This is a genomic window from Humibacillus xanthopallidus (assembly GCF_006717145.1).
GTDB classification, from domain to species: domain Bacteria; phylum Actinomycetota; class Actinomycetes; order Actinomycetales; family Dermatophilaceae; genus Humibacillus; species Humibacillus xanthopallidus.
This window is the reverse complement of sequence record NZ_VFQF01000002.1, coordinates 1,552,247-1,578,972: the sequence shown is the minus strand read 5'-3', so window position 1 is coordinate 1,578,972 and position 26,726 is coordinate 1,552,247. Positions and strand designations below refer to the sequence as shown.

Sequence of the window (26,726 nt, the reverse complement as noted above, 5' to 3'; positions counted from 1 at the left end):
TTGTCGGTCTGCAGACCCGGCGCGCCCATCTGGGCTCCTCGTGGCGGGTCATCACCCACGCCGGCAGTCCCCCAGTCTAGCGGCGACCCGCCCGCCCCTCGACCGGAGCGTCGAGGCTTGCGGGGTCGCAGGCTGCCCGGCTCGCCAGCCGCGACCCACCCGAAACCCAGACGCACACCTCCAGGCCACCCACCCGCGGTATGCCGTGCGCCGCTGTCCCACACGTGTGCACGCCCTGCGCCCCGCAGCCGCGACCCACCCGAAACCCAGACGCACACCTCCAGGCCACCCACCCGCGGTATGCCGTGCGCCGCTGTCCCACACGTGAGCATGCCCTGCGCCCGCAGCCGCGATGCCGGACGTGACGGTCGTCAGGATGCACGGCGTGCGGCTCTGACGACCGCCGCGTCGATCCGGCGGTGGATGCCGTCCGGATCGCCGAGCTGGGTCCAGACCACCCGCACGACCTCGTACGCCTCGTCGCGAATCGCGTCCTCGCGGACCTTCTCGACGAACAGCGGGTTCTCCACCGGCGCATCGCCTCGGCCCGCGACGCGTTGCAGGTCGAGCGGCGAGAGGTACTTGACGGCACCGTCGAACTCGAGCACCACGGGGTGGTCGTCGAGCAGGGCGTCGACCCGTTTGGGGCCCTGCCTCGTCTGGATCCAGACCTGTGGCGTCGCGGGGATCCGGAGGTCGCGAAGGACCCCACCGAGGCGGGTCTCCCCCGGCGACTCGTGCCGGCCATCGGCATGCGCCAGTGCGGCCCGCACCGGGCCGACACCAGTGCGACCCGCGTGGAGCTGCAGGGCGTGGTCGATCTCCGGCACGGTGACGAGCCCCCCGTGGAGCGCTGCGTCCGCCGCGATGAGCGCGTCCATGGGGCCGTTGAGCAGGCCCGTCTGCACGATGGCTCCCGCGATCGACACCCCGAGGCCGAGGGGCGTCGCGCGATGGGGCATCCCTGCGACGGCGGGGTGCAGGCGGTATCCGTTGCGCGAGCGGGAGCCGCGGTCGGCGACCCGAGTGAGGTGCACGACGGAGAGGTCGGCCCGCCAGACTGGGATGCCGGCCGTCAGCAGACGCGAGTGGTGGCTCGATGCCGCTCGACCGTCGAAGTGACGGAGCATGGCACGCGTGCTCAGGAGGTGCCTGTCGACGGCGCCCTTCGGCTCCCGAGTGGCGAACCATCCGCGCACGAGTCGGTGCAGCCGGCCGCTCCGACAGAGCCGCTCGATGTCATGGGACGAGAGCCCACGGCCGAGCAAGGTCGCGGCGTCGACGATGTCGTCGGGGCAGTACGGCACGAGGTCCATGCGCCGAGGCTGCCTGCTCCGATGCCTCCGGACGCGAGGCAGCGACAAGCTGTGGATGACACCGAGCCGTCAGCGGGCAGGTGTGGACAAGCCGAGAGCCGGTCGGGCCCACGGCCGGCGGCATCTGTCGCGGTCAGGTGCACACGGCATACCGGGTGTCGGCGACCTCAAGGTGTGCGGCTGGTCCGAGGGGGGCGGACCCAGCCCACACTGGAGGGACCCCGGGGCGGCGGCACCTGTCGCGGTCAGGTGCACACGGCATACCGGATGTCGGCGACCTCAAGGTGCGCGTCTGGACCGAAGGCGGGAGGACCCAGCCCACACTGGAGGGACCCCGGGCAGACGGCACCTGTCGCGGTCAGGTGCACACGGCATACCGGATGTCGGCGACCTCAAGGTGTGCGCCTGGAGCGACAGTGCGCGGCCGTCAGTGCGAGGCGGCCGGCTCGTCGTGCTTCTTGCGCTTCGGGATGACGTGCAGGACGGCGACGATGACCGCTCCGACGACGAGTCCGAGCAGCGCCGACGCGAGGGTGTTGACGAGCCAGGCGAGCAGGCCGCCGATGCCGGCGACCCCGGCCACGCTCTCCTCGAGGTGGTGCACGACGTCGTAGAGCGCGTGCCAGCCGAGCTCGTCGATGCCGACGAGCAGGATGTGGCCACCGACCCAGAGCATGGCGGCGATGCCGACGGTCGACAGCACCGAGAGCAGCTTGGGCATGCCCCGCACGAGCCCGCGCCCGACCTTCTGCGCGGTGCCGGACTCGCGCTGCGCGAGGCTGAGCCCGACATCGTCCATCTTGACGATGAGCCCGACGACTCCGTAGACGAGCGCGGTAATGAGCAGCGCGACGATGACGAGGATGATGAGGCGCGAGACGAACGGCTCGGTGTCGACCTCGTTGAGGGCGATGACCATGATCTCGGCCGAGAGGATGAAGTCGGTGCGCACGGCGCCGGAGACGACGGCGTCCTCGTCGACGACGCCGGCCTCCTCCTGCGCCTCGCGGTGCCCGGACACGATCTCCCAGACCTTCTCGGCGCCCTCGTAGGCGAGGTACGCGCCGCCGACCATGAGGATCGGCGTGAGCAGCCACGGCAGGAACTGGCTGAGCAGCATGATGACGGGCAGGATGATGAGCAGCTTGTTGCGCAGCGAGCCGAGGGCGATCCGCTTGATGATCGGCAGCTCGCGCTCCGGCTTCAGCCCCTGCACGTAGCGGGGCGTCACAGCGGTGTCGTCGACGACGACGCCGGTCGCCTTGACGCTCGCCCTGGCGGCAGCCGCGCCGACGTCGTCGACCGACGCCGCGGCGAGCTTCACGAGGGCAGCCACGTCGTCGAGCAGCGCTACGAGTCCTCCAGCCATGCGGACAGCCTAGGGCCCTTCCAGCCGGCTCTCAGACAGCGAGGCCGAGGAGGGCGTTCTCGACGACCTCCGCGAGCGCGGGGTGGATCCAGTACTGCCCGCCCGCCACGTCGTGCACCGTCTGCCCGAAGCTCATCGCCTGCACGAGCGGCTGGATGAGGGTCGTCGCGTGCGGCCCCATGAGGTGGGCACCGAGGAGCAGCCCCGTCGCCGGGTCGGCGATGAGCTTGCAGACGCTCGTCGTGTCCTCCATCGCCCAGCCGTATGCCGTGTCGCCGTAGGACTGCACGAAGCTGACGTGGGCGAGCCCGCGCTCCACGCACTCCTCCTCGGTCAGGCCGACCGTGGCGACCTGGGGGTGGCTGAAGATGCCGGCCGGCACGGGCTCGGTCGGCAGGGGCCGCAGGTCGTCCGGGTGCACGAGGTTGTGCGCGATGGCTCTCGCCTCGGCGTTCGCGACGTGCTTGAGCTGGTGCGGTGAGCTCACGTCGCCGAGCGCCCAGACGCCTGGTGCGCTCGTGCGACCGACCTCGTCGACCACGACCCTGCCGTCGTCGTGCAGCCGTATGCCGCCCGCCGTGGCCCCGAGGTCAGCGGTGTTGGGCTCGCGGCCCGTCGCGACGAGCAGGAGGTCTCCCTCGAGCACGGAGCTGCCCGTCTCGTCCTCGAGGTGGAGGCGGACGCCGGAACCTCCTCGCTCGACGGCGGTGACCGTGGTGCCGGTGCGTACGTCCCACTGATCCCGGGCAAGCGCGGTGAAGCGGCGGGCGATCTCCTCGTCGAGGTGTCGCACGAGCAGTGGCCCGCGGGCGACGATGCTGACACGCACCCCGAAGGAGGCGAAGACGTGGGCCATCTCGACCCCGATGTAGCCGCCGCCGATGATGACGAGGTGCTCGGGCAGGGCGTCGATGCGCATGATCGTGTCGGAGGTGTGGAACGGCACGCCCGACTCGCGCACGACGTCCGGCACCACGGGGTGGGCTCCCGCCGCGATGACGACCTGGTCGGCCGTCAGCGTGCGCTCTCCCCCGTCGGTGAGCTCGACTGTGAGGCTGCGGTCGCCGGTGAAGCGTGCGTGGCCGAGGAAGGCGGTCGTGCCCGGCCCCTCGATGCGGTAGCGCTTGCCACCCTCGGCGATCGGGTCGATCCGCTGGAAGATCCGGTCTCGCACGTCAGCCCAGCGCACCCCGTGGACGGTGGCGTCGACGCCGAAGCGGGCTGCGTCGCGCGCGCTCGAGGCCACCTCTGCGGCATACACGAACATCTTGGTCGGGATGCAGCCGACGTTGAGGCAGGTGCCGCCGAAGGTGCCGCCCTCGATGACGGCAACCCGCTTGCCCTCGAAGTCGGGCGTGACGAGCGAGTTGCCCGAGCCGGTGCCGATGATGGCGAGGTCGAAGTGCTCGGTCTGCGCAGACTGCCGGGACTGCCCGGACGGCGCAGACTGCCCTGAGTGGTCGGGGTCTCCGGTCTGATCGCTCACTCCCGCAGCCTACGGTCCGCGCGATGCGACCCGACGCGCGGTGGGCCGGTCAGAGCTCTCGGGCGCCGCGCAGGAGCCGCACGTGCGGCGAGGTAGACGGGTCGTAGCCCTGGCCGAGGGCGAGGTAGGTGGCGGCGAAGTCGGTGAGGGCGACGTGGTGCGCAAGGCGCAGCACCGGGTCGGTCGCTGGGGCCTCGACGAGCGAGACCCGCACCCCGGCGTCCTCGGCGACGGAGACCACCGTGTCCGTGAGGTGGCGGTCGGCTCCCTCGGAGGTGTCGCGCAGCATGATGAGGCGCAGGGGTGGGCGGGTCGGCCCGTCGAGGAACGGGTCGGCGAAGATGTCGTCGGTGTCGCCCCGGCGGCCCTCGCCCCCGGCGAGCGGCCCGTCGAAGCAGGCGACGATCTGGCTCGCGCCGTCGGGCAGGGCTCCGAAGGCCACGGGCACCCGCCCCGTGCGGCCGAACATCGACGCGGCCCGGCGTGCGGTGACGGAGCCGAAGGGGCCCTCCCCCAGCACGATCGGCGTCGACTCGGCGACCTCGGTCGCGAGCACCTTGGCCGGGTTGACGAAGGACTCAGAGGACGGCCGGCAGGCCGTGGCGCAGTCGTCGAGGACGTCGGCGACGGTCAGCAGGCTCGCGCGCCCGACGGAGGACAGCCCGATGGCGTCCGCAGCGAGCAGCGCGGGAGTCGTCTGGGCCCAGACTGACGTGCGCGAGGACGTGTCGGGCACGGCGATCGGCACGTGCACTCCCCTGGCCCGGGCGCTCACCTCGGCGAGCGGGGAGTCGGCGGCACCGATCGTGACGAGGAAGGCACCGCGGCGTGCGGCCTCGGCAGCCATGGAGAGGGCGCCAGCCGCACGGCCGGACTGCGACACGGCGATGACGAGGTCGAGGGCGCCCACCCAGCCGGGCAGGGGGCCCGAGGTGCAGGACTGCACGGGCAGAGCCGCGCCGGGACGGGCCGCGGCGACGAAGATGTCGGCGACCGCTGCGGAGCCGCCCGCGGCAGCCACGACGACACCGCGAGGCTCGATGTCACGCAGCCGCTCGAGACCGGCCTCCTCGGCCGCACGCAGGGCGATGCGCACCTGCGCGCCGGCACCGGCCAGTGCACGGAGGGTGAGGCTGTGGTCGAGCGCGGCGATCGCGTCCTCGTCGTCGAGCCGGGCCTCGTCGAACACCGGTGCCGCGGCTCAGCCGAGCCGACGAGCCAGGTCGACGAGCAGGACGGGCACGCCCGACTCGATCGGGTAGCCGAGCCCGCAGGCCGGGCACTGGAGCTCGGTGACCTCGGCACCCTCGGCGCCCTCGGTGCCCCTCACGTCGGTGAGCTCACCCTTGCACTGCGGGCAGCGCAGGATCTCGCGCAGCCACGGCTCGATGGTGGTGGGGGTCTGGCTCACGGTGCTTCTCCTCCGTCGGGGCGGTCTGTGGTCGGGACCGGGTCGCGGTCGGCCCGGATGAGGGCGAGCAGCTCGTCGCGAAGCCGCTCCATCGTCTCACGGTCGGCCGCCTCGACGTTGAGCCGGAGCAGCGGCTCGGTGTTCGAGGCGCGGACGTTGAACCACCACATCGGGGCGGCGCCCTCCGGGCAGGCGATGGTGAGCCCGTCGAGCTCGTCGGTGCGAGCGCCGTGCACGCTCGCCCAGGCGTGGATCTGCTCGATGACGCCCTGCTGGTCGCTCACCGTGGAGTTGATCTCGCCCGAGGCGACGTAGCGCTCGAAGCGGTCGCAGACCTGCGAGAGGGGGCGCTCCTGCTCCCCGAGGGCCGCGAGCACGTGGAGGGCCGCGAGCATGCCCGTGTCGGCGAACCAGAAGTCGCGGAAGTAGTAGTGCGCCGAGTGCTCCCCGCCGAAGACGGCGCCATGGCGTGCCATCTCGGCCTTGATGAAGGAGTGGCCGACGCGCGTGCGCACCGGCCGGGCGCCGGCCTCACTCACGATCTCTGCCACCGCCGCGCTCGAGATGACGTTGTGGACGACCGCCACGTCGTCGTCGCCTCCGGCGCGGGCCCGGGCGATCTCGCGGGTGGCGACGAGCCCGGTGATGGCGCTCGGCGACACGGGGGCGCCGTCTGCGTCGACGACGAAGCACCGGTCGGCGTCGCCGTCGAAGGCGAGCCCGATGTCGGCACCGTGCTCGACCACTGCTGCCTGGAGGTCGACGAGGTTGGCCGGGTCGAGCGGGTTGGCCTCGTGGTTCGGGAAGGTGCCGTCGAGCTCGAAGTAGAGCGGGACCACCTCGAGCGGGAGCTCGGGCAGGCCTGCGGCTGTGCCGAGGACGGCTGGCACGGTGTGGCCGCCCATGCCGTTGCCGGCGTCGACGACGACCTTGAGCGGGCGGATGGCCGACAGGTCGACGAGCCCGCGCAGGAAGGCGGCGTAGTCGGCGAGCAGGTCGCGCGACTCGACGCTGCCGGGGCCGCCCACCGGCGCCGCCAGGCCCGTGCCCCCGTCGAGCATCCACTGCGCGAGGTCGCGGATCTCGGCGAGGCCTGAGTCCTGGCCGACCGGCCTGGCGCCAGAGCGGCAGAGCTTGATGCCGTTGTAGCGCGCCGGGTTGTGGCTGGCCGTGAACATCGCTCCCGGGAGTCCGAGGGCCCCGCTGGCGTAGTAGAGGCCGTCGGTCGAGCACAGCCCGATGAGGACGACATCGACGCCGCGCGAGGTCACCCCGGCGGCGAAGGCCGCGGACAGCTCGGGCGAGCTCGGGCGCATGTCGTGGCCGATGACGATGCCGCGGCTGCCGTCGGGGATGGCGACGACCTCGGCGAAGGCGGCACCGATCGCCTCCGCGACCCGCGGCGACAGCTGGTCGGGCACGATGCCGCGGACGTCATAGGCCTTGACGAACTCTGCAAGGGTGGGCACGGGCGCCACCCTAGCCGTCGCAGCCGGAGCCGCGGACGTCAGGAGTCGCGCAGGATGCGCAGGTGGCCGCGCCGACCGGCCTCGACCGCCCCGGACTCCGCCTCGGCCCGGGCCTGACCACGTGCGTCACCCCGACCGTCACCCCTGGCGGCGCCGGCATCGCGAGGGCCGGAGGTCGCGCTCGGGGGCCGCGCGGCGCGCGGGCGACCCGCCTCACGGACGGCGTCGGCGAGCGCGAGCAGGTCGTCGGGGGCGAGCGCGGGCTCGGAGTAGTCGCCGCCGACGCGCACGACCTCCCAGCCCCGAGGAGCCGTCATGCGCTCGGCGTGCTCACGACACAGGTCGTAGGTGTGCGGCTCGGCGTAGGTCGCGAGCGGACCGAGCACGACGGCGCGGTCGGAGTACGCGTAGGTCAGAGTCGCGACGGCCGGGCGGTTGCACCCCGTCTTGGAACACCCTCGTGTGAGACCCACGCGGGGGACTCTAGTCGTGCCCGGTGACGACATGCAGACACCACGCCGGTCACCGTCCGCCGGAAGCCTAGAGTGAACGGGTGAGCACGAGCATCCCGCGTCCCGCGCCCGCGAGCCGGCGCCGTGACCGGCACGGCAGGGGCCACCGGGGGCCTCTCGCCTGGCCTCCGGTGCCGACCATGAGGAGCCGGCGCGACGCCTTCGACGACTACGTGCTCGACGCCGCGGCCCGCCTAGAGGCCACCTGCGGGCGCGCTTTCCCCGCAGTGGAGTTCGCGGTCGAGGACGTTCCCCGCGGACCGGCCCCCTGGGACCACCGGGAGGTGCCCCTCGGTCGGCTCTTCCCCGCGACCGGCGCCCGGCCCGCTCGCATCGTCGTCTATCGCCGGCCCGTCGAGACCCGCGTCAGCGACCGGCGCGACGTGGCGGCCCTCGTCGCCGACATCGTCACCGAGCAGGTCGCCGGGCTGCTCGGGGTCTCGCCCGAGGAGCTCGACCCCGGCTTCGGGGAGTAGGCGCTCAGCTGCCGACCTGGCGCACCGGCACCGAGACGGCGGTGACGGGAGCCGACACCAGGGGCACTGCGGCGACCTGTGGCACGCCGGCGTCGGCAGCGACGACCGAGACCGCCGCGCGCACGTCGCCCCCGCGGGTTGCGACCCACACCCGGTCCGCGCGGCCGAGGTCGACGACGGCGGTCGAGTCGGGCTTGACCGCGACCGGTTGGGTGCGGCGCTCGGTGCCCGTTGCGATCTGGACCTCGACCTGGCCGCCCTGGGCTCCTGCCGAGAGGAGCAGCCGCTTCGTCGCGCCGTCGAGGGAGGGCAGCACGGCTCCGGCAAGGTCGCGCACCGGGGGCGTCGCCGGAAGCCAGGCGAAGTCGCCCATGCGGTCTGCCGCCGCGGCCCGACGCTCGGTCCAGGCTGCCGCGGCCACGGGTCGGTCCGAGCTGATCCGCAGGCCGTAGGCGCCGGGAGCGAGGGCCAGCGGCACGTCGGTGGTGGCACCGGGCGGCACCCTGACCGCCCGCAGCTCGGCCGGCTGGCTCGGGCCCTGCTGAGTCAGCACCGTGACCTGGACGAGAGCCTCGCCCGTGGTGCCGGGGTTGACGAGGCGCAGGGAGGTCGTGCTCGTGACGTCGAGGCCCGCCACCACCTGCGTGGTGGCCGGCGGCGCGGCCGGCACCGAGTCGTCGATGCCGCGCGGCGTGGCTCCCTCGATCCACTGGTCGGAGAGGACCGCGGAGACGACACCGCCGGTCGCGAGGACGTGCACCGCGGGCGCGACCTCGTCGGGTGCGAGGGCATCGAGCGAGACGACGACGCGGTCGCGCGGAGGCACCGAGACGCTGCGCCCCTCAGCCGTCGCCACCGGCCCGGAGCGGCCGAAGACGTCGAAGGCCACGGTCACGGCGTTCGCCCCGGGGTTGCTCACGACGAGGCGCTCGGTGCGCGAGGCACCGGCTCCACCGCCGAGGAGCCACGCGTCGGCAGCGGGCAGGCCGCACGGGGTCACGACGAGACCGCGGTCGTCGTCACCCGTGCGCCGCCAGACCTGGGTGGCCACGAGCCCGGGCGCGAGCGCACCGGTGGCGCGGGCGATGACCGGGCCGACGACAGGGCCGGTCGCGGCCGCACCCACGAGGCCGTCGATCGTCGCGCCGGTCGCGAGCACCGCCCCACTCGTCCCGCCCTCGAGGTCGACCTGTCCGGCCCCGCTCGGAGGGGTGACCCCCGCAGCGCGAAGGGTGGGGGCGGACGCCGGCGACGCCGCGACCCGCACATCGCCGGAGACGTTGCGCAGACCGGTCGCGCCGAGGCGTTGCTGGCCCGGGCAGACGAGGGCGGCCTCGCCGACGAGGACGTTCGAGACCTGAGGTAGCCCCGCCTGGCCCTTGGCCGGCGCGAGCTCGACCGTGCCCGGCACCTTCGCGGCGCCGACGGCGATGCCGGCAGCCACGACGACGAGGGCCCCGACGCGGGCGGCGCGCCCGACCCGGCTCACGAGCGCCTCCTCGACCGACGGTTGCCGAAGGGGATGGCCATGAAGACGACGAGGGCGAGCAGGGTGGCCTGCGCGAGCCGCCACCACGGGTCGGCCGCGGCGAGGTCGACGGTCAGGTCGCCGCCTGCGGAGGGCACGGCATACGTCGGCTGGTCGGTGCCCGACACGGGCGTGAGCTGCTGGCCGTCGAGCGTCACGACGGCGTGGTCGGCCCACTGGGCCGGCTCGGCCACGACGAGGCGGCGCCCGTCGCTGCCACGCGGCAGCTCCGTCTCGATGGCGGCGTGGGGGCCGCGCGTGGGCACGACGGCGAGCTGGGCCCCGGCGGCGTCGACGAGCCGGGCCCGCGACGGCGCGGTCGCGGCCTCTCCGTCGGCGGCCACGGTGAGGGGACGCACCTTCCAGAGGATGCCCCGTGAGCTCGAGCCCAGGCGGCTCAGGCCCTCTGCGGAGTCGAGGCGACGGGTCAGCGTCGAGTCGCTGCGCTCGGACACCTGCACGAAGCCGATGCCGAGCCGCGCGAGCGACGACGCGTCGAGGGAGTCGGCGCCCTGACCGCCGACGAGCTCGGCGACGGCCGCCACGAGGGGGGCGTCGTCGGCGTCGGGCTCACGGTCGAGGTCACGGAGCAGCTCGCCGGGCTCCTGCCCGGCCAGCACGAAGTCGACGACCTCCGGGGACGGGCGCAGCAGCAGGAGGCGGTTGGCCAACGGGCCCGAGCCCTGCTCCACCGCGACGGCTGGGAGCGTCGCCTGACCGACGGTCAACGTCGACCCAGCGCCGCGCACGGCCCAGAGCGCGGCGCCCGAGACGACAGCCGCGAGCAGGACCGCGACGACGGTGACGCTCGCGGCGAAGGACCAGCGCCGGCGGGGACCGCGCAACGCGGCGAGCACCGGCTCGCTGCCCGCGAGGACTCCGACGAGCAGGCCCGCGAGGCAGAGCTCGAGACCCACGCCCGCCCACAGGTGGGCCGGCTCCGAGACGCCGATCCCGGTCTCGGCGGAGCCGAGCACGACCCGCCCGGACGCGAACGCGGCCGCGAGCCCGACGAGCGACAGGCAGGCGCCCGCCACGAGCCCGAGGGCCCCTGCGGCGCTTCGGGACCGGACGGCATACCCCGCCACCCCGAGGGCGACGACGGGCGCGAGCAGCCACACGGCCGGCGTGACGGCGCCCGGGTGCGTGAGCAGCAGCGGCCAGCTGCCGTGGCCGTCGGCCGTGGCGACGAGACCGGGGCCCGAGAGCACGAGGCGCCAGTCGTCGGCGAAGCGGGTCACCCACGGGCCGAGCAGGCCGACCGGCACGACGAGCAGGACGACCGCGCGGCCACGCACCATGCCGGGGCCGACGAGGAGCAGGACGAGGGCGGCGACGAGGACGACGACGAGCAGGGGCGGCACGAACGCCCCGAGCACCGCGGCGCCGAGCGCGGTGGCGAACGTGGCGGTCCACGTGCCATCGCGCCGGGCGGCGAGCGTGAGGCCGGCGAGCACGAGGGGCAGCAGGACGTGTCCGACCGCGAGGGTCAGCCGGCCGTCGGCGGTCGCCGTCGTGATGACGGCGCTCGTGCCCCAGGCGAGCGCGACGATGCCGCGCGCCACCCGCGAGGTCGTGACGACACGACCCGCGAGGTATGCCGTCCACGCCGAGAGCGCGGGAGCGAGCACGATCAGCCAGGCGACGGTGACCCCGGCGCTCGACCTGCTGCCGTCGAGGGCGGGGAGCCGCTCGGCGAGCCAGGTCAGGCCGGCGAGCACGGCGAGGTGGGGCCCGGAGTCGACGCCGGTGCCGAGCCCGGCGCCGTGCCAGGCGTCGCGGAAGGCGTGCCAGAGGCCGGCGGCGTCGGTCGTCACGGGTCGCAGCTCGCCGCCGGCGAGGCCGGTATGTGAGGGCGAGAGGGCGCCCGCCCGCAGCGCTCCCCGCCAGGCGATGGCGGTGGCCACGAGCACGGCCGTCACGGCCAGCACGCCGGGGTGGGTGAGGACGCGCCGCCCGAGCGACGCGGGGAGGGCTCCGAGGGCCTCGGACTCGTCGGTCGCGGGGCCGGTCTCGGTCGTGGGGGCTGCCTCGCGCAGCTCGGGGTGCCGGTCGGGCAGCACCGAGTCCTGGATGCGGTCGACGGCCGTGCGCACGGAGGCCCCGGCCGGCACGAAGAGGGTGGCGAGGTCGCCACGCCCGAGTCGCCGCGACCGCCGGCCCCTCCAGCGCGCGCCCGTGATCGCGACGGGGTGCAGCAGGGCGGTGACGTCGGCGAGCTCGCGCCACGCGAGGCGCGGGCGTTTGGCGAGCAGGAGCGTCACGGCGAGCAGCACGGCCGACAGGGCGACCCAGACGGCGAGGAAGGGGGCGGCGAGCGGGGAGCAGCGGGCCAGCGCGACCTGCCGCATGGCGCGCCGCTCCGCGCGCGCGGCCCGCTCGCGGCCGTCCGCCCGGGTGGAGGGCCCATCGGACACCCAGGGCGTGTCGTCATGACCGTCGGCCGAGCTCACGCGTGTGCCCGCGTCGCGGACGACGGCAGTGGGCACGACGACGACACGGTGGCCGGCGAGCTGGGTGCGCCACCCCAAGTCGAGCGCGCCGCCGTGCTCGAGGAAGGACCGGTCGAAGCCGCCGACGTCGTTCCAGACCGAGCGGCGCACGAGCATGCCGTCGGTGGGGACGGCGAGGACGTCCTCTCGACCGTCGTACTGCCCCTGGTCGGCCTCTCCGACGGCGGGCGCCCCGAGGCGGCGACCGGTGTGGGTGACCTGGATGCCGAGCTCGACGAGCCGGCGGGTGTCGTCCCAGGCGACGACCTTGGGGCCGGCGATGCCGACCGACCGCGAGGCGAGGCCGGCGGTGAGCAGCCGCGCCAGCGTCGACGGGGTGGCGGCCGCACCCTCGTGCAGCACCCACACCCAGGCGTCGGACGCGTCGCCCACGAGCGGGAGGGCCTCGATGCCACGCGCGACGGCCGTGCCCAGGGGCACCGGCTCGTCGAGGCGGACGACCTCGAGGGGCGGCGCGACGCGCCGCACTCCCTGGTGCGCCCGCGCGATCGCCACCGAGGTGTCGCTGCTCGCGACGTCGACCAGCACGATGCGCGACGGCGAGACCTGCTGTGCCGCAATCGCATCGAGGCACTGGGGCAGCCAGGACGAGCCGTCGCGGACGACGAGCACAAGGTCGACCGTGGCGGCAGCTGGACGTCCGGTGGAGGGGAGGACGGACGTCGCTGCCGCCCCCGCGCCTGCGGGGGTGGTCATGACCTGGGTGAGCTCGTCGGGCACGGGTCTACCATCGCCCCGGACCGCGGCGGTCCGGGGGACGACACGCTCAGACGGCGCGCTTCTTCAGCTTGCGGCGCTCCCGCTCGGACAGCCCGCCCCAGATGCCGAACCTCTCGTCGTTCGCGAGGGCGTACTCGAGGCACTCAGCCCGCACCTCGCATCCGACGCAGACCTTCTTGGCCTCTCGGGTGGAACCGCCCTTCTCGGGGAAGAACGCCTCGGGATCGGTCTGCGCGCAGAGCGAACGCTCCTGCCAGGAGAGCTCACCCTCCTCCGCACCCGTGTCCGGTATGACTGCAAACAGCTCGTGCATGACCCCTCCTCGACCCTGACTTCTCCATGTGTGTCAGCACTTGCTGCATCCCCCGGCACCGTTCCCCCGACTGCGAGCCGGTCGACCACCTGCGTCGACCTGCACCACCACGGAACCGACCCCGACGAATACAACAATGAAATTACATGCGTGTCATACGCCTCACGTCAAGCCCGAAAGTGATATTCGCCCACTTCCGGTCGACCTGACGACGTGAGGGCGCGGGCGGACTGAGAGGATCGGCACATGCGCATCACCGCCCTGGCCGGAGGTGTGGGCGGCGCCCGCTTCCTCCGCGGACTGCTCCGCCACCTCGAGCACCACCCTGCGACCGCTTCCAGCGACGCACCTACCCGGATCACCGTCATCGGCAACACCGGTGACGACATCACCCTCTTCGGCCTGCGGGTCTGCCCCGACATCGACACGATCCTCTACACCCTCGGTGGCGGGGTCCACGAAGGGCAGGGCTGGGGACGCGTCGACGAGACCCACTCTCTCGCAACAGAACTCGCAGAGCTCGGGGCCAACCCGCAGTGGTTCACCTTGGGAGACAAGGACTTTGCGACCCACGTCTACCGCTCCCAGCTCCTCGGCCGCGGTATGCCGCTCAGCCAGGTGGTCTCGCGGCTCTCCGCCCGCTGGGGACTGCCCGACCTCGGCGTCACGCTCCTGCCGATGACCGACACCCCGGTCGAGACGCACGTCGTCGTCGAGGAGGACGGCGAGCAGCGGGCCATCCACTTCCAGGAGTGGTGGGTGCGCCACCAGGCGGCGCTCCCGGTCGAGCGCTTCGTCGTCGCCGGCCTCGACCAGGCGACCGCGGGCCCGGGCGTGCTCGACGCCATCCGTGAGGCCGACGTCGTGCTGCTACCGCCGAGCAACCCCGTCGTGTCGATCGGCATCATCCTCGGCGTGCCCGGGGTGCGCGACGCCCTGCGCGGCACCCGCGCACCCGTCGTCGGCGTGTCTCCCCTCGTCGGGGGGCGGCCCGTCCGGGGCCATGCCGACGCCTGCCTGCGCGCCATCGGCGTCGAGGAGACGAGCGCCGGCGTCGCCGGTCTCTACGAGGACTTCCTCGACGGCTGGCTCGTCGACGAGCAGGACCCGATGCCGGCCGGCCGTCAGTCCGCCCGCCCTCGCGTCGAGGTCGAGCACCGTCCCCTGCTCATGAGCTCGGTCGACGCCGCCGCCGACCTCGCCGGCGCCGCCCTCGACCTCGGGCTGCGCCTGCGCGAGGACCGGGCGAGCCGGGTCACCGCGTGAGCGGCGCCGTCACGATCACCCCGCTGCACGGCATACCGGAGGTGTGTCTGGGCGACGACCTGGCGGACCTCGTCGACGGGGGGCTGCGCGCCTCAGGCCTCACCCTCGCCGACGGCGACGTTGTCGTCGTCTCGAGCAAGGTGGCGAGCAAGGCCCTCGGCCTCGTCACCGACGACCCCGACAAGGAGCGCGTCGTCGCCGCCGAGAGCGACGGCGTCGTCGCCGAGCGCCTCTCCGGCGGGCGGCTGACCCGCATCGTCACGGCGAAGGCCGGCCCTGTCATGGCTGCGGCCGGTGTCGACGGCAGCAACACGGGCGAGCGCGGCGGCTGGCTGCTCCTCCCCCACGACCCCGACGGCGTGTGCCGGACGCTCCACGGGGAGCTGACGAGGCGGCACGGCGTGCGTCTCGGGGTCGTGCTCAGCGACACCGCGGGGAGGCCCTGGCGGGCCGGCCAGGTCGACTTCGCGCTCGGCGCGCACGGCCTGCGCGTCCTCGACGACCTGCGCGGCGCCGTCGACGCCGACGGGAGGGACCTCTCGGTCACGGCCCGCGCCCTCGCCGACGAGATCGCGGCTGCGGCCGACCTCGTCAAGGGCAAGGTGCTCGGGGTGCCGGTCGCGGTGGTGCGCGGGCTCGCCGACGTCGTCCTCGACGAAGCCGCCGAGGTCGACCGCGACGGCGCCCGGGGCCTCGTGCGCACCGGACCCGAGGACTGGTTCGCCCTCGGCAGGGTGGAGGCCGTGCGGGCGGCCCTCGGCGTCACCGCGGGCAGCCCGCTCGCGGCCCGTGTCGGCATCCCGCCTGCCGGCCCCGACACGCGCACCGGAGCGGTCTCCAGAGCCGTGCGGCTCGCCCTCGCAGACGACGACGACGCCACGGCCGACGTCGGCGACGACTCCGTCACGCTGGGCGCCGACGGCCCCTACGCGCTGGGTCGGCTCGTCGCTCGGCTGCAGGCCGCCCTCTCGTGCGACGGGCTCGAGGGGGACCCGCTCGCGCCCGCGGCCGACGGGTGCTCGGTCGTCGTGCGCGTGCGCGGCGCCGACGTGCTCAGCCGACCGTGAAGACGACCTTGCCGAAGACGTCGCCGTCGACCATCCTCGCGAAGCCGTCGCGCGCCTCGGAGAGCGGTCGGACGGAGTCGATGACCGGCTCGATGCCGGCCTGCACGACGAGACGGGCGAGCTGGGCGAGCTCCTGCTGAGTGCCCATCGTCGAGCCCACGACGCGCAGCTGCTTGAAGAAGATCTTCGTCAGCTCGGCCTTGGCGGGTGCATCGCCCGACGTGGCCCCGGAGATGACGATCGTGCCGCCCGGGCGCAGCGAGTTGACCGAGTGCGACCACGTCGCGGCACCGACGGTCTCCATGACCGCGTCGACACGGTCGGGCAGCCGCTCCCCCGAGGCGAAGACCCGGTCGGCCCCGATGTCGAGCGCGCGGGCGCCCTTCGCCTCGTCGCGCGACGTCGCCCACATGCGGTAGCCGGCTGCCTGCCCGAGCTGGATGAGCGCCGTCGCGACGCCGCCGCCGGCGCCCTGCACGAGCACGGTCCCGCCCGGCTGGACCCCGGAGTTCGTGAAGAGCATCCGGTATGCCGTGAGCCACGCCGTCGAGAGGCACGCCGCGGTCTCCCACGACATCGACCCAGGCTTGGGCACGACGTTGGTCGCGGGCACGGCGACCTGCTCGGCGAGCGTGCCGTCGTGCAGCTCGGACAGCAGGGTCCGTCGGGGGTCGAGGGTCTCGTCGCCCCGCCAGCCGTCGGAGGGGACGACGGCGTGCACGATGACCTCGTTGCCGGCCTCGTCGACACCCGCGCCGTCGCAGCCGAGCACCATGGGCAGCCGGTCGGCGGGCAGACCCACGCCACGCAGCGACCAGACGTCGTGGTGGTTGAGGGCGGCCGCCCGCAGCCGCACGACCGTCCAGCCGGGCCGCGCCTGCGGGTCGGGGCGCTCTCCGACGACGAGACCCGAGAGCGGGTCGGAGGCGGACTGGGCGGCGGCGTAGGCAGCGAGCATTCCAGCACCATAGTGACCCGGCGTCCTCCGGGGCAGAGCCGGGCAGGGTAGGGGGCGCCCGATAGGGTCCATGGCGTGAATGACCCCAGCCCCGCCCCCGACGCGCACGTCGCGACACACGTCGGGTCCCACGTCGACGACGCTCCCGGCGCGAATGCCGCCGCCCCGGCCACGGCCGCCGCATCCACCACGGCCCCCGCGCCCCCGCCCGTCGCGGAGCCGGCAGGACGCAGCCGCGGACTCGACGCGCAGTCGGTGGGTCTCGTCGCGGTCTTCACGGCTCTGCTCGTCGCCGCCGCCGTCGTGCCGGGGATCCCCGTCGGGCCGCTCGGCGTGCCGATCACGCTGCAGACCCTCGCCGTCATGCTCACCGGTCTCGTGCTCGGCCCGGGTCGGGCGACCGCCGCGGTGCTGCTCTACCTGCTCCTCGGCTTCGTCGGCCTGCCGGTCTTCAGCCGCGGGCAGTCCGGCCTGCAGGTCCTCGCCGGCCCCACGGCCGGTTACCTCGTCTCGTTCGTCTTCGCGGCCCTCGTGCTCGGCCTCGCGAGCCGCGCGGTGCTGCGCCGGGCGCGCCGGACCTGGTGGGCGCCGCTCTTCTTCGTCGCGACGCTGCTCACGACCCTGCTCGTCGTGCACCCGCTCGGCATCGCAGGCCTCATGATCAACGCGAAGCTGTCCTTCGAGGCCGCCCTCGCCGCCGACCTGCCCTTCCTGCCCGGTGACGTCGTCAAGGGCCTCGTGGCCGCCGTCGCTGCCGCGGCGGTGCACCGGGCCTTCCCCGACGTGCTCGTGCGGAGGGTCGCGCGACCCTGATGCCCGCCGAGCCGCATACCGCCGGGGCGGGGGTGCCCGACCGACCGGAGGTGGTGCTCACGGCGGCGACGGTCACGGTGCCGTTCGAGACGGGGGCGGGCCGGCGGACCCTGCTCGGCCCCATCGACCTCGTGCTGCGCGAGCCGCGGGTCACCGTCATCGGCGCCAACGGCTCGGGCAAGTCGACCCTCCTGCGCCTGCTCAACGGGCTGGTCGTGCCGACGTCGGGGTCGGTGCGGGTCGACGGCCTCGACACCGCGAGCCGCGGCAGCGACGTGCGCCGCCGGGTGGCCTTCGCCTTCACCGACCCGATCTCGCAGCTCGTCATGCCGACCGGGCGCGAGGACGTGGAGCTCTCGCTGCGCCGGGTGCACCGCTCGCGGTCCGAGCGTCGAGCCGCCGCCGAGGCGGTGCTCGCCCGCTTCGGTCTCACCGAGCTCGCGGACCGTTCCGTCTACGAGCTGTCGGGCGGCGAGCGCCAGCTCATGGCGATCGCCGTCGTGCTCGCCACGGAGCCGCGCCTCCTCGTGCTCGACGAGCCGACGACGCTGCTCGACCTGCGCAACACCGTGGCGCTGCGCCGCCTCGTCGCCACGCTGCCGCAGACGGTCGTGACGGCCACGCACGACCTCGACCTGGCGTGCGAGGCCGACCGCACCCTCGTGATCGAGGGCGGCCGGGTCGTCTTCGACGGCTCGCCGGACACCGCTGTCGCGCACTACCGGCGGTCGGTGGCGACCTCGTGAGGGAGCCCGGCCTCTTCTCCGCGCACGTCGTCGGCGACTCGTGGCTGCACCGGGCGCCCTTCGGGGCCAAGCTGATCGGCGTCATCGCCGTCGGGCTGCTGCCCTGGTGGGTGCACTCGGCAGTGCCGCTCGCAGCGGTCCTCGCCGCGCTACTCCTCATCGCCGTCACGGCCGGTGTGCCGCTGTCACGGCTGCTCCGCTCGCTCCGCTCCCTCGCGCCGGTGCTCGTGGTGCTCGGCGCCTTCCAGTGGTGGGCCGTCGGGCCGGCGTATGCCGTTCGCGTCGTCCTCGGCATCGCCACCGCGTTCGTCGCGGCGGGCCTGCTCACCGCGACGACACCGGTGACGACGATGCTCGACGCGGTCGTGCGAGGTGCCCGCCCTGCGTCACGCTGGGTCGACCCCGAGGTCGTCGCCCTGACCCTGGCGGTCGTGCTGCGGTCGGTGCCGTGGGTCGCCGGCGCCTTCGCCGTCGTGCGCGAGTCCGCCCGAGCGCGAGGCCTCGAGCGCGACCCGCGGGCCCTCGTCGTGCCGACCGTCGTGCAGGTCGTCGCCTACGGGCGCGCGACGGGAGAGGCGCTGGCGGCGCGCGGGCTCACCGATCCGGCAGAGCGGGCCTGATCCCCGTCGACCAGGCCCGCCCTGTCGAGCTCAGCGTCCCGTCACCGTCGCGCCGCGAGCCGCGCCACCGCGTCGGCGACAGCGGGGGCGACCCGCTCGTCGAAGACGCTCGGCACGATCCGCTCGGCGGTCGGGTGCCCGACGAGGCCCGCGATGGCGTGGGCGGCCGCGAGCTTCATCTCCTCGGTGATCGCACGGGCCCCGGAGTCGAGGGCGCCGCGGAAGATCCCGGGGAAGGCCAGCACGTTGTTGATCTGGTTCGGGAAGTCGGAGCGTCCGGTCGCGACCACCTCGGCGAAGCGGCGCGCGACGGTCGGGTGCACCTCGGGGTCGGGGTTGGCGAGGGCGAAGATGATCGCCCGCGGCGCCATCCGCATGAGGTCGCGTTCGACGACGGTGCCGCCGGAGACCCCGATGAGCACGTCGGCACCTTCGAGGGCGTCGCCGATCGCGCCGTTGACGCCGCTGCGGTTCGTGTCGCGCAGCAGGTCGACCTTGTGCGACGGCAGCCCCTCCTCGCCCACGCGGTCGGGGCCGAGGACGCCGCGGGAGTCGGTGACGATGACCTCGCCCACCCCGGCTGCGAGCAGGATCCGCGTCACGGCCACGCCGGCGGCTCCGGCGCCGGCGACGACGACGGTGAGCTCGCCCAGCGTCTTCTCGACGACCCTGACGGCGCCGAGGAGTGCCGCGAGGGCGACGATCGCCGTGCCGTGCTGGTCGTCGTGGAAGACGGGGATGTCGAGCCGCTCCTTGAGCCGGCGCTCGATCTCGAAGCACCGCGGCGCCGAGATGTCCTCGAGGTTGATGCCGCCGTAGGTCGGCGCGATGCGGGCCACGGCATCGACGATCTCGTCGACGGTGCCGGTCTCCATGCAGACCGGAACGGCGTCGACGTCGGCGAAGTGCTTGAAGAGGACGGCCTTGCCCTCCATGACCGGCATCGCGGCGAGCGGGCCGACGGCTCCGAGGCCGAGGACTGCCGTGCCGTCACTGACGACGGCCACGGTGTTGCGCCGGCTCGTGTAGACGTCGGCCAGCGTCGGGTCGACGGCGATGGCGCGGGAGACGTCGGCGACGCCCGGGGTGTAGAGCAGGGAGAGGTCGGCTGCATCGCGCAGCTCGGACGTGGCGTGGACGGCGAGCTTGCCGCCCTCGTGGACGACGAAGACCGGGTCGTTGGGATCGAAGAGCTGATGGGTGGGCAACGCACTCATGGCTGGAACACCTCGTTCGCGTGACGGGAAGGGCAGGCAGGCCCTGACTGGGTGGAACCATGCCGGGGTCATGCCTGCAGGGTCGTTCTCGCGTAACGGGGGTTGCCCGAGCCGTCATCGTCGCACGGGGCACCCGCCCGGCTCAACGGCATACCGTGTGACCGGCGTCTCAGCACCGAGGCGACGGCGAGCGCGGGCTCGGGGACGGCGCCTCCGGCACGGCGGCCGAAGCGGGCCTCAGGTGGCGGCGTCGGTGTGGTGCGGCGCGACGTCGAGCACCCGCAGCAGAGCGTCGACGACGCGCGGGTCGTACTCGTAGCCGAGTCCGAGGTAGATCCGCTCGAGTGCCGCATCACGCGAGCGGCTCCCGCGGGCTCCGCGGTTGAGGTCCTCGTAGGCGTTGACGACCTTGATGATGCGGCTCGTCAGCGGGATCTCCTCGCCGAGCTCGCGCACCTGGCGGTAGGGCGTCGTCTGGTGCTCGAGGATGCGCGCCACCCCCTCGAGGACCCCGGTCTCGCGGACGATCGCCACCGTGTCGGCCTCGATGCGCCGCTGGTCGGCCGGGGCCGCGAGCACCGTGGCGCCGCCGGGGATGGGCTCGACGAGCGCGACCTGCCCGATGTCGTGCAGCAGCGCGGCGTACTCGAGGTCGAGCAGCTCGCGCTCCGGCAGGGCGAGCTCGCGCCCGACGCGGAGCGCGAGCGCGGCGACGCGCTCGGAGTGCCCCGCCGGTGTGTAGCCGGCGGCGTCGGTGAGCCGCGACAGCGTGCGGATGCTCTGCAGGTAGGTCGCGCGGATGCTGACATAGCGCCGGAAGGCGAAGAGGGTGAGCACGAGCGGCACGAGGAAGAGTGGCAGGGCGGCGATGCCGAGGGTCGGCGCCGCGAGGGCGATGAGCACGCCGGTGACGGCCACCGGCGACGAGAGGGTCACCGACGACACGAGCTCCTCGACGACGATGCGGCGCAGGCCCCCTCCAGCCGCGAGAGCCCGCAGGGCCGATGTGAGGGCGACGTCGGCGAGCAGACCGACCGCTGCGATCGCGAGCATCGTGACGGCGTTCTGCCACTCGGGGCGGTCGTGGTCGACGATGGCGGCACCGCTGCCCTGCCCGAGGTGCACGTTGCGATAGAGCAGCGCCACGACGACGACGGCAGCCAGACGCCCGCTGACGTCGACGAAGCTCACGGTGTGTCGGGCCGCGAGCCGCGCACCGACACCGATCGCGGTCGCCACGGACGCGACGGCGATGACGACGGCTGCCGCGTAGGCGATGTAGCCCCCGTCGGGGACCTCGACGGTGAAGCACAGGCCGAAGGCGCTCGCCGTGGCGAGCGGGGCCGAGCTGCGAAGGCCCGGAGCCGAGATCTGGAACCACTCCCCCACGGCGATGGTGACGCCGAAGACGAGCAGCAGGGCCAGGCCCGCTCCCCAACCCGGGAAGTTGCCGGCCTGGTAGGCGGCGAGCACGCTGAGCAGGACCGTGGCGACCCCCACGGCGAGGGCGACGGACTCGGCTCTGGTGGCGCGGCTCATGCGCGGTCCGCCGCGCCGACCGTGGCCGCTGCGAGCCCGTGCTTGTCGAGCGCTGCGCGCAGGGCGAGCAGCACGGCGGGGTCGAACCGGCCGGGATCGCGCGACAGCTCGTCCACGACGCCGCCGTGCGCGGCGTGCGCTCCGTGTCCTGTGGGCGCCCCCGCCCCCGGGCCGCGCTGCGCGGTGAGGTCATCGGTCGCCACGACGACGGCGAGCACGCGGGCGACGACGGGGATCGCCGGCCCGACGAGGCCGTCCGGCGTGCCACGCCCGTCGAAGCGCTCGCCCTGGTGGCGGATGCCCGACCGCGCCGGCTCGAGGAAGTCGATGCCCTCGATCATCCGGGCCCCGAGGACGCAGTGGCGGTCGACGACGCGGCGCTCCGAGGCGGTGAGCGAGGCGCGGGGTCGTCGCAGCAGGCGGGTGGGCACCCCGAGGTGGCCGATCTCGTGCAGCATGGCGGCGTAGCGGACCGTGCCGATCTGGCTCGGGCCGAGGCCCATCTCCTCGGCGACCCACTCGGCGAGACGGGCGACCCTGAGGCTGCGGTCAGCCGCGGCCGGCTCCTTGGTGGCGAGCGCGGTGACCAGGGTGTCGACGGTCCGCTCGTGCGACCGCAGCTCGTCGCCGAACTGGATGAAGGCCCACCTCGCCGCGAGCAGCGGCGCGAGGATGAGCACGGCACTGAACGGACCGAGCCCGGCCGGGAACCAGACGATGACGAAGAGGAAGCCGATGGCTCCGTAGCCGACGTAGGCGACACCGGAGCTGACGAGGACGCGCCGCAGGAAGACGAGGAACGGCACGCCCTGGTAGAGGTGGATGACCCCGGCGAGGAGCAGGGCGTTCGTCAGGCACTGCACGATGTCGGCGATGAGCAGCGGCAGGCCGAGCTCGGTCGCGATGCTCGGCAGCCCGGAGAGCCCCGCGAGGTTCTCGGACCCGTGCGACAGCGCGTAGGCCCACCCACCGGCCACCCCGATGATCGCCATCATCGCGGCGTTGAAGAGCCGCTGGAACCAGTGCACCTTGCGGTCGCGGTCGATGACGGGCGAGACGAGGCCCACGCACCACGCACCGAACGGGCCGAGGATCGCGCCCGACGCGAGGAGGATGATCGACAGGAACGAGAAGCCGATGCGCGAGGTGACCGTCGGCTCGCGCAGTTGGAAGCTGAGCACGCCCATCGCGGCGAGGAGCAGCAGCGGGGCGAGGTCCGGACGGCGGCCCCACGTCCACGACAGGACCCCGAGGAGCACGGCGGCCCCGACCACCCCGGCGATGTAGACGGGCAGCCAGCGTGAGGGCGCCGGCTGCTCGGGGCGGGTGGTCACAGGCTATTGAAGCGCGCACATGCCACGGTCCCGCAAGTCCCGAGCGAAGGCTCGGGGCTGCACGGGACCGCGGTGTCCGGCGAGCGGCGTGAGGGAAGGACTCAGCTGCCCCACGACCACGTGTTCGCGAGGTAGACGAGCACGCTGGTGGTGAAGCCGCCATCTCCGAGGGCCGACAGCAGGGCGCTGAACATGGGGGTTCTCCTTCTGACGTCTTGCGTCCCGGCTACAGGCACAGAGTTGCTCCGTGCCGCTCGCAGCACGGACGCAAGTGGGGGGTCTAGGGCCTCAGCCTGCCAAACCCGGGGGCTCGATTGGAGCAGCCACCGCCTCAGGGGCCAGATCTATACCAAGATTTTAAGGTTCTCCCCGCGATTCGGCGTGAGCGGTGCGGTGTGGGACGATGGGCCTTTGACCGCACCACCCGACGAAAAGAGCCGACGATGAGCAAGCGCGCCCGCAAGCGCCGCTCGCGCAAGGGCAACGCCGCCAACCACGGCCGCAAGCCCAACGCGTGAGCTCCTGACACTCAAAGGCCCGCCCCCGGAAACGGGGCGGGCCTTCGTCGTGTCTGGGTCGTATCGGTCAATCGAAAGAGCAGTTCGTCGCCCTTTCATGGGGCCGCGCGGGGGCGCACAGCGGCGACGAACTGCTCTTTCGATTGTCAGAAGCCCTCGACCTGGATGACGGTCATCGAGATGCGCGACATGATCGTCATGCGCAGGGCGTCAGGTGCCTGCTCGCACTCGCAGGAGCGCTTGACGAGCGCCTTGAGGGTCGTGTCGAGGTCGTACTCCTTGAGGCACGGACCGCACTCGTCGAGGTGCGCCTGGATCTTGGCGCACTCGTCGGGGCCGAGCTCTCCGTCGAGGTACTCGTAGACCCGCAGGAGGGCCTCCGAGCAGTCGGTGCCCGGCGCGCTGCGCTGCACGCCCTCGCCCGTCTCGTCGATCATGACCGCTGTCCTTCCGTGCCTGTGGCCGTGCCACTGCCGGCGCTCGTGCCACCCGCCGCGCCCGCCGCCACGAAGCCGCGCTGCGAGGCGTAGTCGGCGAGCAGCTCACGAAGCTGGCGCCGGCCGCGGTGCAGCCGACTCATCACCGTGCCGATGGGGGTCTCCATGATCTCGGCGATCTCCTTGTAGGAGTAGCCCTCGACGTCGGCGAAGTAGACGGCGAGGCGGAACTCCTCGGGGATCTGCTGCAGCGCCCGCTTGACGTCGCTGTCGGGCAGGTGGTCGAGCGCCTCGGCCTCGGCCGATCGCAGGCCCGCGCTCGTGTGCGACTCGGCACGCGCCAGCTGGTAGTCCTCGATGTCCGACGAGTCGGCCTCGAGCGGCTGGCGCTGCTTCTTGCGGTAGCTGTTGATGTAGGTGTTGGTGAGGATGCGATACATCCACGCCTTGAGGTTGGTGCCCGGGCGGTACTGGTGGAACGCGGCATACGCCTTGGCGAACGTCTCCTGGACGAGGTCCTCGGCATCGCTCGGGTTGCGGGTCGTGCGCAGGGCCGCGCTGTAGAGCTGGTCGAGCAGCGGCATCGCCTCCCGCTCGAAGCGGGCGCGGCGCTCGACGTCAGTCTCGGTCGCGAGGTCGACAGCGGAGTCGTCGGGCGTGCTCGATGCCACCCGCACGGCTGTGGTGGGGTCTGAGGTCTTGTCCTTGGCCATTGCCCCCCAGCCTAGTCCGGCTGGCTGGGGGCCCTTCGGCGCCGCTGCAGCGGCGAGCGCCTCAGCGGGGTTGGCGCGCTCGGGGGCGCTCGGGGGACACGTGACCATGTGGGGTGCAACGACCCCTACGCGGGCAGCATTCCCGCCACTCGGGCGAGCGCCTCCACGAGGGCGGCGCGGGAGCCACGGGGGAAGGAGTGCGCACCCGGCACCTCGAGCAGCGTCGCTCCCGCAGGCAGGTATGCCGCGACCTCGGCCGGGGTGCCGAAGCTGTCCTTCGTGCCCTGCACGACCCACGACGGGTCGGGCGCGAGCGCGAGCTCGTGGGCGCGCAGCTTGTCGGGCTGACCGGGTGGGTGCAACGGGAAGCTGAGGAGCAGGCCGGCGTCGGCCTCGAGCTCGGCGGCCGTGCGGCACGCGACGCGAGCCCCCGCGCTGCGGCCCCCGACGACGAGCGGGCGGGGCAGCGTGCCCCGCCCGGTGATCAGCGCCCGCACGACCGGCACCCAGGCCTCGTCGAGCGTCGGCGGGCGTCCGGCGACCTTGCGTCCGGCGACGAGCCACGGCTGCTCGACCACGACGACGGCCCAGCCCCGGTCCACGAGGACCTCCCGGGCGACGGCGAGGTCGAGTGCGCCGAGCCCTCCCCCGGCCCCGTGCCCGAGCACGACGGTGCCTGCGGCACGGGCCGGACGGCATACGTGGGCGCGGGCGGGGCCCTGCGGGGTCATGACCTCGCGGACGGTCTCGCGGGGAGCGCTCACGACCCGATCACCTCGCCGGTCATCGGGTCGACGACGCCCTCGAGCTCCTCGACCGGCGCGGGGTCGAGCAGGTGCGGCCCGTTGTTGCGGGTCGCACCGACCGCCCGGCCGATCGGGTAGGCCTCGAACCGGCCGGGCCGGGCGAAGTCGAGGACGCCCTGGACGTAGCCGGGGTCCTTCTCGTCGGGGTCGAGCCAGTGCTCCCACTGGTCGGGCTCGAGCACGAGCGGCTGGCGGTCGTGGATGCGGTCCATGCCCGGGTCGGCCGCCGTCGTGATGATCGTGAAGGTCGTCAGCCAGGCGTCTGGCTCACCCTCGGGGACCTCGCGGTCGCGCCAGAACTCGTAGAGCCCGGCGAACGCCACGGGCGCGCCGTCGGCGCGGTGGATGAAGAACGGCTGCTTGCGCGGCTTGCCCTTGGCGTCGACCGCCGTCGGCGAGACCTGCCACTCGTACCAGCCCTCCGCCGGGACGATGCAGCGCCGCGAGAGGGCAGCCTTGGCGAAGGCCCCCTTCCCGAGCACCGACTCGGCACGGGCGTTGACCATGCGCAGGCCCATCTTGACGTCCTTCGACCACGCCGGCACGAGACCCCACGTCAGCAGCCGCAGCTGCCGCGCGGGCTCAGGCTCGGCGCCCTCGTCGTCACGGCCGTCGGCACGGGGGCGCCGGGTCAGCACGACGGGAGCCTGCTTGGAGGGCGCCATGTTCCAGTCGGGCTCGCCTGCCGCTGGGCTCTGCGGGTTCTTGAGGATGCTGCGCGCCGGCTCGCCGGTGTGGTCCTCGGCGACGTCGAAGGCCTCGATGAGCTCGTCGGGCCGCGCGCTCGCGGCATACCTCCCGCACATGGCTGCCAGCGTATGCCGCCGCCGTCCACCCCCAGCCATCTCGAGTGGCCGCGCAATCCCACGCGCCTCATCTCGAGTGGCCGCGCCGTCCCACCCGCACCATCTCGAGTGGCCGCGCCGTCCCACGCTTTCGGGCCGCGGGTGCGTCGAGTGCGAGGGAGACGACCCCGGATGACGGGCGCGACGGCCATGGCCCCGGGTATGTCGATAACGTAGGCCCCACTGATCCAGGAGGAAGTCCCATGATCGTCCGCCGTCTCGCCCGTCCCCTGCTCGCCTCGGTGTTCGTCGCCGCAGGCATCGACGCGCTGCGCCACCCCGGCCTGCGCAGCCAGCAGGCCGCTCAGCTGCTCGGCAAGGTGCCCGACCAGGTGCCCGGAGCCCAGTCGGCCGCGAAGGACCCCGACCTCTTCGTCCGCGTCAACGGTGCGGCCCTCCTCGGCGGCGGCATCCTGCTCGCCACGGGTCGCATGCCGCGGCTGGCCTCGACGGTGCTGGCCGCGTCGATCATCCCGACGACGGCGATCGACCACGCCTTCTGGGACGAGACCGACCCCACCCTCAAGGAGCCGTCGCGCAGCCTCTTCTTCAAGAACGTCGGGCTGCTCGGCGGCCTGCTCCTCGCGGCCGTCGACACGGAGGGCCGCCCCGGTCTCGTGTGGCGGGCCCAGCACGCCGGCAAGGTGACGCGCCGGGAGGCCCGGCACGTCAAGCGCGCCGCGTCGCGCGAGGCTCGGCTCATCGCCCATCAGGCCAAGGACGTCGTGAGCTGA

Annotated in this window: 26 protein-coding genes; 8 read left to right on the top strand and 18 right to left on the bottom strand. The window is 73.6% G+C overall.

The annotated features are described in order from the left end of the window. Positions 1 to 371 precede the first annotated feature (371 nt). The 7 genes from FHX52_RS17960 to FHX52_RS17930 all read right to left on the bottom strand — a co-directional run bounded on the left by FHX52_RS17960 (position 372) and on the right by FHX52_RS17930 (position 7,524). Positions 372 to 1,316 (bottom strand): hypothetical protein, encoded by a 945-nt coding sequence (locus FHX52_RS17960; protein WP_141823630.1) that lies wholly within the window; start codon positions 1,314 to 1,316, stop codon positions 372 to 374. 427 nt (positions 1,317 to 1,743) lie between these two features. Beyond that, entirely contained in the window at positions 1,744 to 2,685 is a 942-nt protein-coding gene (locus tag FHX52_RS17955) for a DUF808 domain-containing protein (RefSeq protein WP_141823629.1), read from the bottom strand. Between the two features lie 31 nt (positions 2,686 to 2,716). Continuing rightward, on the bottom strand, positions 2,717 to 4,171 hold the full coding sequence (locus FHX52_RS17950) for a mycothione reductase (RefSeq protein WP_141823628.1): 1,455 nt from the start codon (positions 4,169 to 4,171) through the stop codon (positions 2,717 to 2,719). A 49-nt stretch (positions 4,172 to 4,220) separates the two neighbouring features. Beyond that, positions 4,221 to 5,360: an SIS domain-containing protein gene (locus FHX52_RS17945; RefSeq protein ID WP_141823627.1), complete on the bottom strand. Its 1,140-nt coding sequence runs from the start codon at positions 5,358 to 5,360 to the stop codon at positions 4,221 to 4,223. A 12-nt stretch (positions 5,361 to 5,372) separates the two neighbouring features. Further along, a complete protein-coding gene (locus FHX52_RS17940; RefSeq protein ID WP_141823626.1) occupies positions 5,373 to 5,582 on the bottom strand; it encodes a Trm112 family protein in 210 nt (69 codons plus the stop codon). Beyond that, positions 5,579 to 7,051, bottom strand: coding sequence for a phosphomannomutase/phosphoglucomutase (locus FHX52_RS17935; protein ID WP_246070113.1), 1,473 nt, complete (start codon positions 7,049 to 7,051; stop codon positions 5,579 to 5,581). Before FHX52_RS17935 ends, FHX52_RS17940 begins: the two co-directional genes overlap by 4 nt. Before the next feature lie 38 nt (positions 7,052 to 7,089). Continuing rightward, on the bottom strand, positions 7,090 to 7,524 hold the full coding sequence (locus FHX52_RS17930; protein ID WP_246070111.1) for a DUF3499 domain-containing protein: 435 nt from the start codon (positions 7,522 to 7,524) through the stop codon (positions 7,090 to 7,092). A gap of 179 nt (positions 7,525 to 7,703) precedes the next feature. Between FHX52_RS17930 and FHX52_RS17925 the strand changes: the two genes are divergently transcribed. Beyond that, positions 7,704 to 8,039, top strand: coding sequence for a metallopeptidase family protein (locus FHX52_RS17925; protein ID WP_311769394.1), 336 nt, complete (start codon positions 7,704 to 7,706; stop codon positions 8,037 to 8,039). Between the two features lie 4 nt (positions 8,040 to 8,043). On the opposite strand, the gene FHX52_RS17920 is transcribed toward FHX52_RS17925, so the two are convergent. From FHX52_RS17920 to FHX52_RS17910, 3 genes are read right to left on the bottom strand one after another with little or no spacing between them, the layout of a single operon-like run. Next, positions 8,044 to 9,528 carry a DUF5719 family protein gene (locus FHX52_RS17920; RefSeq protein WP_141823622.1) on the bottom strand — a complete coding sequence of 495 codons (1,485 nt, stop codon included), beginning with the start codon at positions 9,526 to 9,528 and terminating at the stop codon, positions 8,044 to 8,046. Further along, positions 9,525 to 12,800, bottom strand: a complete 3,276-nt coding sequence (locus tag FHX52_RS17915; protein WP_141823621.1) for a glycosyltransferase family 2 protein — start codon at positions 12,798 to 12,800, stop codon at positions 9,525 to 9,527. Before FHX52_RS17915 ends, FHX52_RS17920 begins: the two co-directional genes overlap by 4 nt. A gap of 46 nt (positions 12,801 to 12,846) precedes the next feature. Beyond that, complete coding sequence (locus FHX52_RS17910) at positions 12,847 to 13,113, bottom strand: WhiB family transcriptional regulator (RefSeq protein WP_141823620.1); 267 nt, start codon at positions 13,111 to 13,113, stop codon at positions 12,847 to 12,849. Positions 13,114 to 13,359: 246 nt separating this feature from the next. On the opposite strand from FHX52_RS17910, the gene cofD reads away from it, so the two are divergent. Both cofD and FHX52_RS17900 read left to right on the top strand, forming a co-directional pair. Next, entirely contained in the window at positions 13,360 to 14,379 is a 1,020-nt protein-coding gene (cofD, locus tag FHX52_RS17905; protein ID WP_141823619.1) for a 2-phospho-L-lactate transferase, read from the top strand. Further along, entirely contained in the window at positions 14,376 to 15,446 is a 1,071-nt protein-coding gene (locus tag FHX52_RS17900; RefSeq protein WP_141823618.1) for a coenzyme F420-0:L-glutamate ligase, read from the top strand. The genes cofD and FHX52_RS17900 overlap by 4 nt, the downstream gene beginning before the upstream one ends. Here FHX52_RS17900 and FHX52_RS17895 read toward each other — a convergent pair. Next, the gene (locus FHX52_RS17895; protein ID WP_141823617.1) at positions 15,433 to 16,404 is read right to left on the bottom strand and encodes a zinc-binding dehydrogenase; all 972 of its coding nucleotides are present in this window, start codon (positions 16,402 to 16,404) and stop codon (positions 15,433 to 15,435) included. The genes FHX52_RS17900 and FHX52_RS17895 overlap by 14 nt on opposite strands. A gap of 75 nt (positions 16,405 to 16,479) precedes the next feature. Here FHX52_RS17895 and FHX52_RS17890 point away from each other — a divergent pair, with 75 nt between their 5' ends. From FHX52_RS17890 to FHX52_RS17880, 3 genes are read left to right on the top strand one after another with little or no spacing between them, the layout of a single operon-like run. Next, on the top strand, positions 16,480 to 17,217 hold the full coding sequence (locus FHX52_RS17890) for a biotin transporter BioY (protein WP_141823616.1): 738 nt from the start codon (positions 16,480 to 16,482) through the stop codon (positions 17,215 to 17,217). Beyond that, entirely contained in the window at positions 17,217 to 17,963 is a 747-nt protein-coding gene (locus FHX52_RS17885) for an energy-coupling factor ABC transporter ATP-binding protein (protein ID WP_141823615.1), read from the top strand. The genes FHX52_RS17890 and FHX52_RS17885 overlap by 1 nt, the downstream gene beginning before the upstream one ends. Next, complete coding sequence (locus tag FHX52_RS17880; protein WP_141823614.1) at positions 17,960 to 18,583, top strand: CbiQ family ECF transporter T component; 624 nt, start codon at positions 17,960 to 17,962, stop codon at positions 18,581 to 18,583. Before FHX52_RS17885 ends, FHX52_RS17880 begins: the two co-directional genes overlap by 4 nt. A 41-nt stretch (positions 18,584 to 18,624) precedes the next feature. Here FHX52_RS17880 and FHX52_RS17875 read toward each other — a convergent pair whose 3' ends face one another. The 3 genes from FHX52_RS17875 to FHX52_RS17865 form a co-directional block, all read right to left on the bottom strand. After that, a complete protein-coding gene (locus FHX52_RS17875; RefSeq protein ID WP_141823613.1) occupies positions 18,625 to 19,800 on the bottom strand; it encodes an NAD(P)-dependent malic enzyme in 1,176 nt (391 codons plus the stop codon). Between the two features lie 237 nt (positions 19,801 to 20,037). After that, positions 20,038 to 21,339, bottom strand: coding sequence for an HD-GYP domain-containing protein (locus FHX52_RS17870; protein ID WP_141823612.1), 1,302 nt, complete (start codon positions 21,337 to 21,339; stop codon positions 20,038 to 20,040). Next, complete coding sequence (locus FHX52_RS17865) at positions 21,336 to 22,673, bottom strand: HD-GYP domain-containing protein (protein ID WP_141823611.1); 1,338 nt, start codon at positions 22,671 to 22,673, stop codon at positions 21,336 to 21,338. Before FHX52_RS17865 ends, FHX52_RS17870 begins: the two co-directional genes overlap by 4 nt. A 443-nt stretch (positions 22,674 to 23,116) precedes the next feature. On the opposite strand from FHX52_RS17865, the gene FHX52_RS24775 reads away from it, so the two are divergent. After that, a complete protein-coding gene (locus FHX52_RS24775; RefSeq protein WP_369791897.1) occupies positions 23,117 to 23,191 on the top strand; it encodes a 50S ribosomal protein bL37 in 75 nt (24 codons plus the stop codon). Between the two features lie 146 nt (positions 23,192 to 23,337). Here the strand turns inward: FHX52_RS24775 and rsrA are convergent, their stop codons facing one another. From rsrA to FHX52_RS17845, 4 genes are all read right to left on the bottom strand, one after another. Next, positions 23,338 to 23,628: a mycothiol system anti-sigma-R factor gene (rsrA, locus tag FHX52_RS17860; RefSeq protein WP_141823610.1), complete on the bottom strand. Its 291-nt coding sequence runs from the start codon at positions 23,626 to 23,628 to the stop codon at positions 23,338 to 23,340. Then, positions 23,625 to 24,341, bottom strand: coding sequence for a sigma-70 family RNA polymerase sigma factor (locus FHX52_RS17855; protein ID WP_185747347.1), 717 nt, complete (start codon positions 24,339 to 24,341; stop codon positions 23,625 to 23,627). The genes rsrA and FHX52_RS17855 overlap by 4 nt, the downstream gene beginning before the upstream one ends. Positions 24,342 to 24,466: 125 nt before the next feature. Further along, positions 24,467 to 25,105, bottom strand: coding sequence for an alpha/beta hydrolase family protein (locus FHX52_RS17850; protein WP_141823608.1), 639 nt, complete (start codon positions 25,103 to 25,105; stop codon positions 24,467 to 24,469). Further along, positions 25,102 to 25,953, bottom strand: coding sequence for an SOS response-associated peptidase (locus FHX52_RS17845; protein ID WP_141823607.1), 852 nt, complete (start codon positions 25,951 to 25,953; stop codon positions 25,102 to 25,104). The genes FHX52_RS17850 and FHX52_RS17845 overlap by 4 nt, the downstream gene beginning before the upstream one ends. 242 nt (positions 25,954 to 26,195) lie before the next feature. Here FHX52_RS17845 and FHX52_RS17840 point away from each other — a divergent pair, with 242 nt between their 5' ends. After that, positions 26,196 to 26,726, top strand: coding sequence for a DoxX family protein (locus tag FHX52_RS17840; protein ID WP_141823606.1), 531 nt, complete (start codon positions 26,196 to 26,198; stop codon positions 26,724 to 26,726).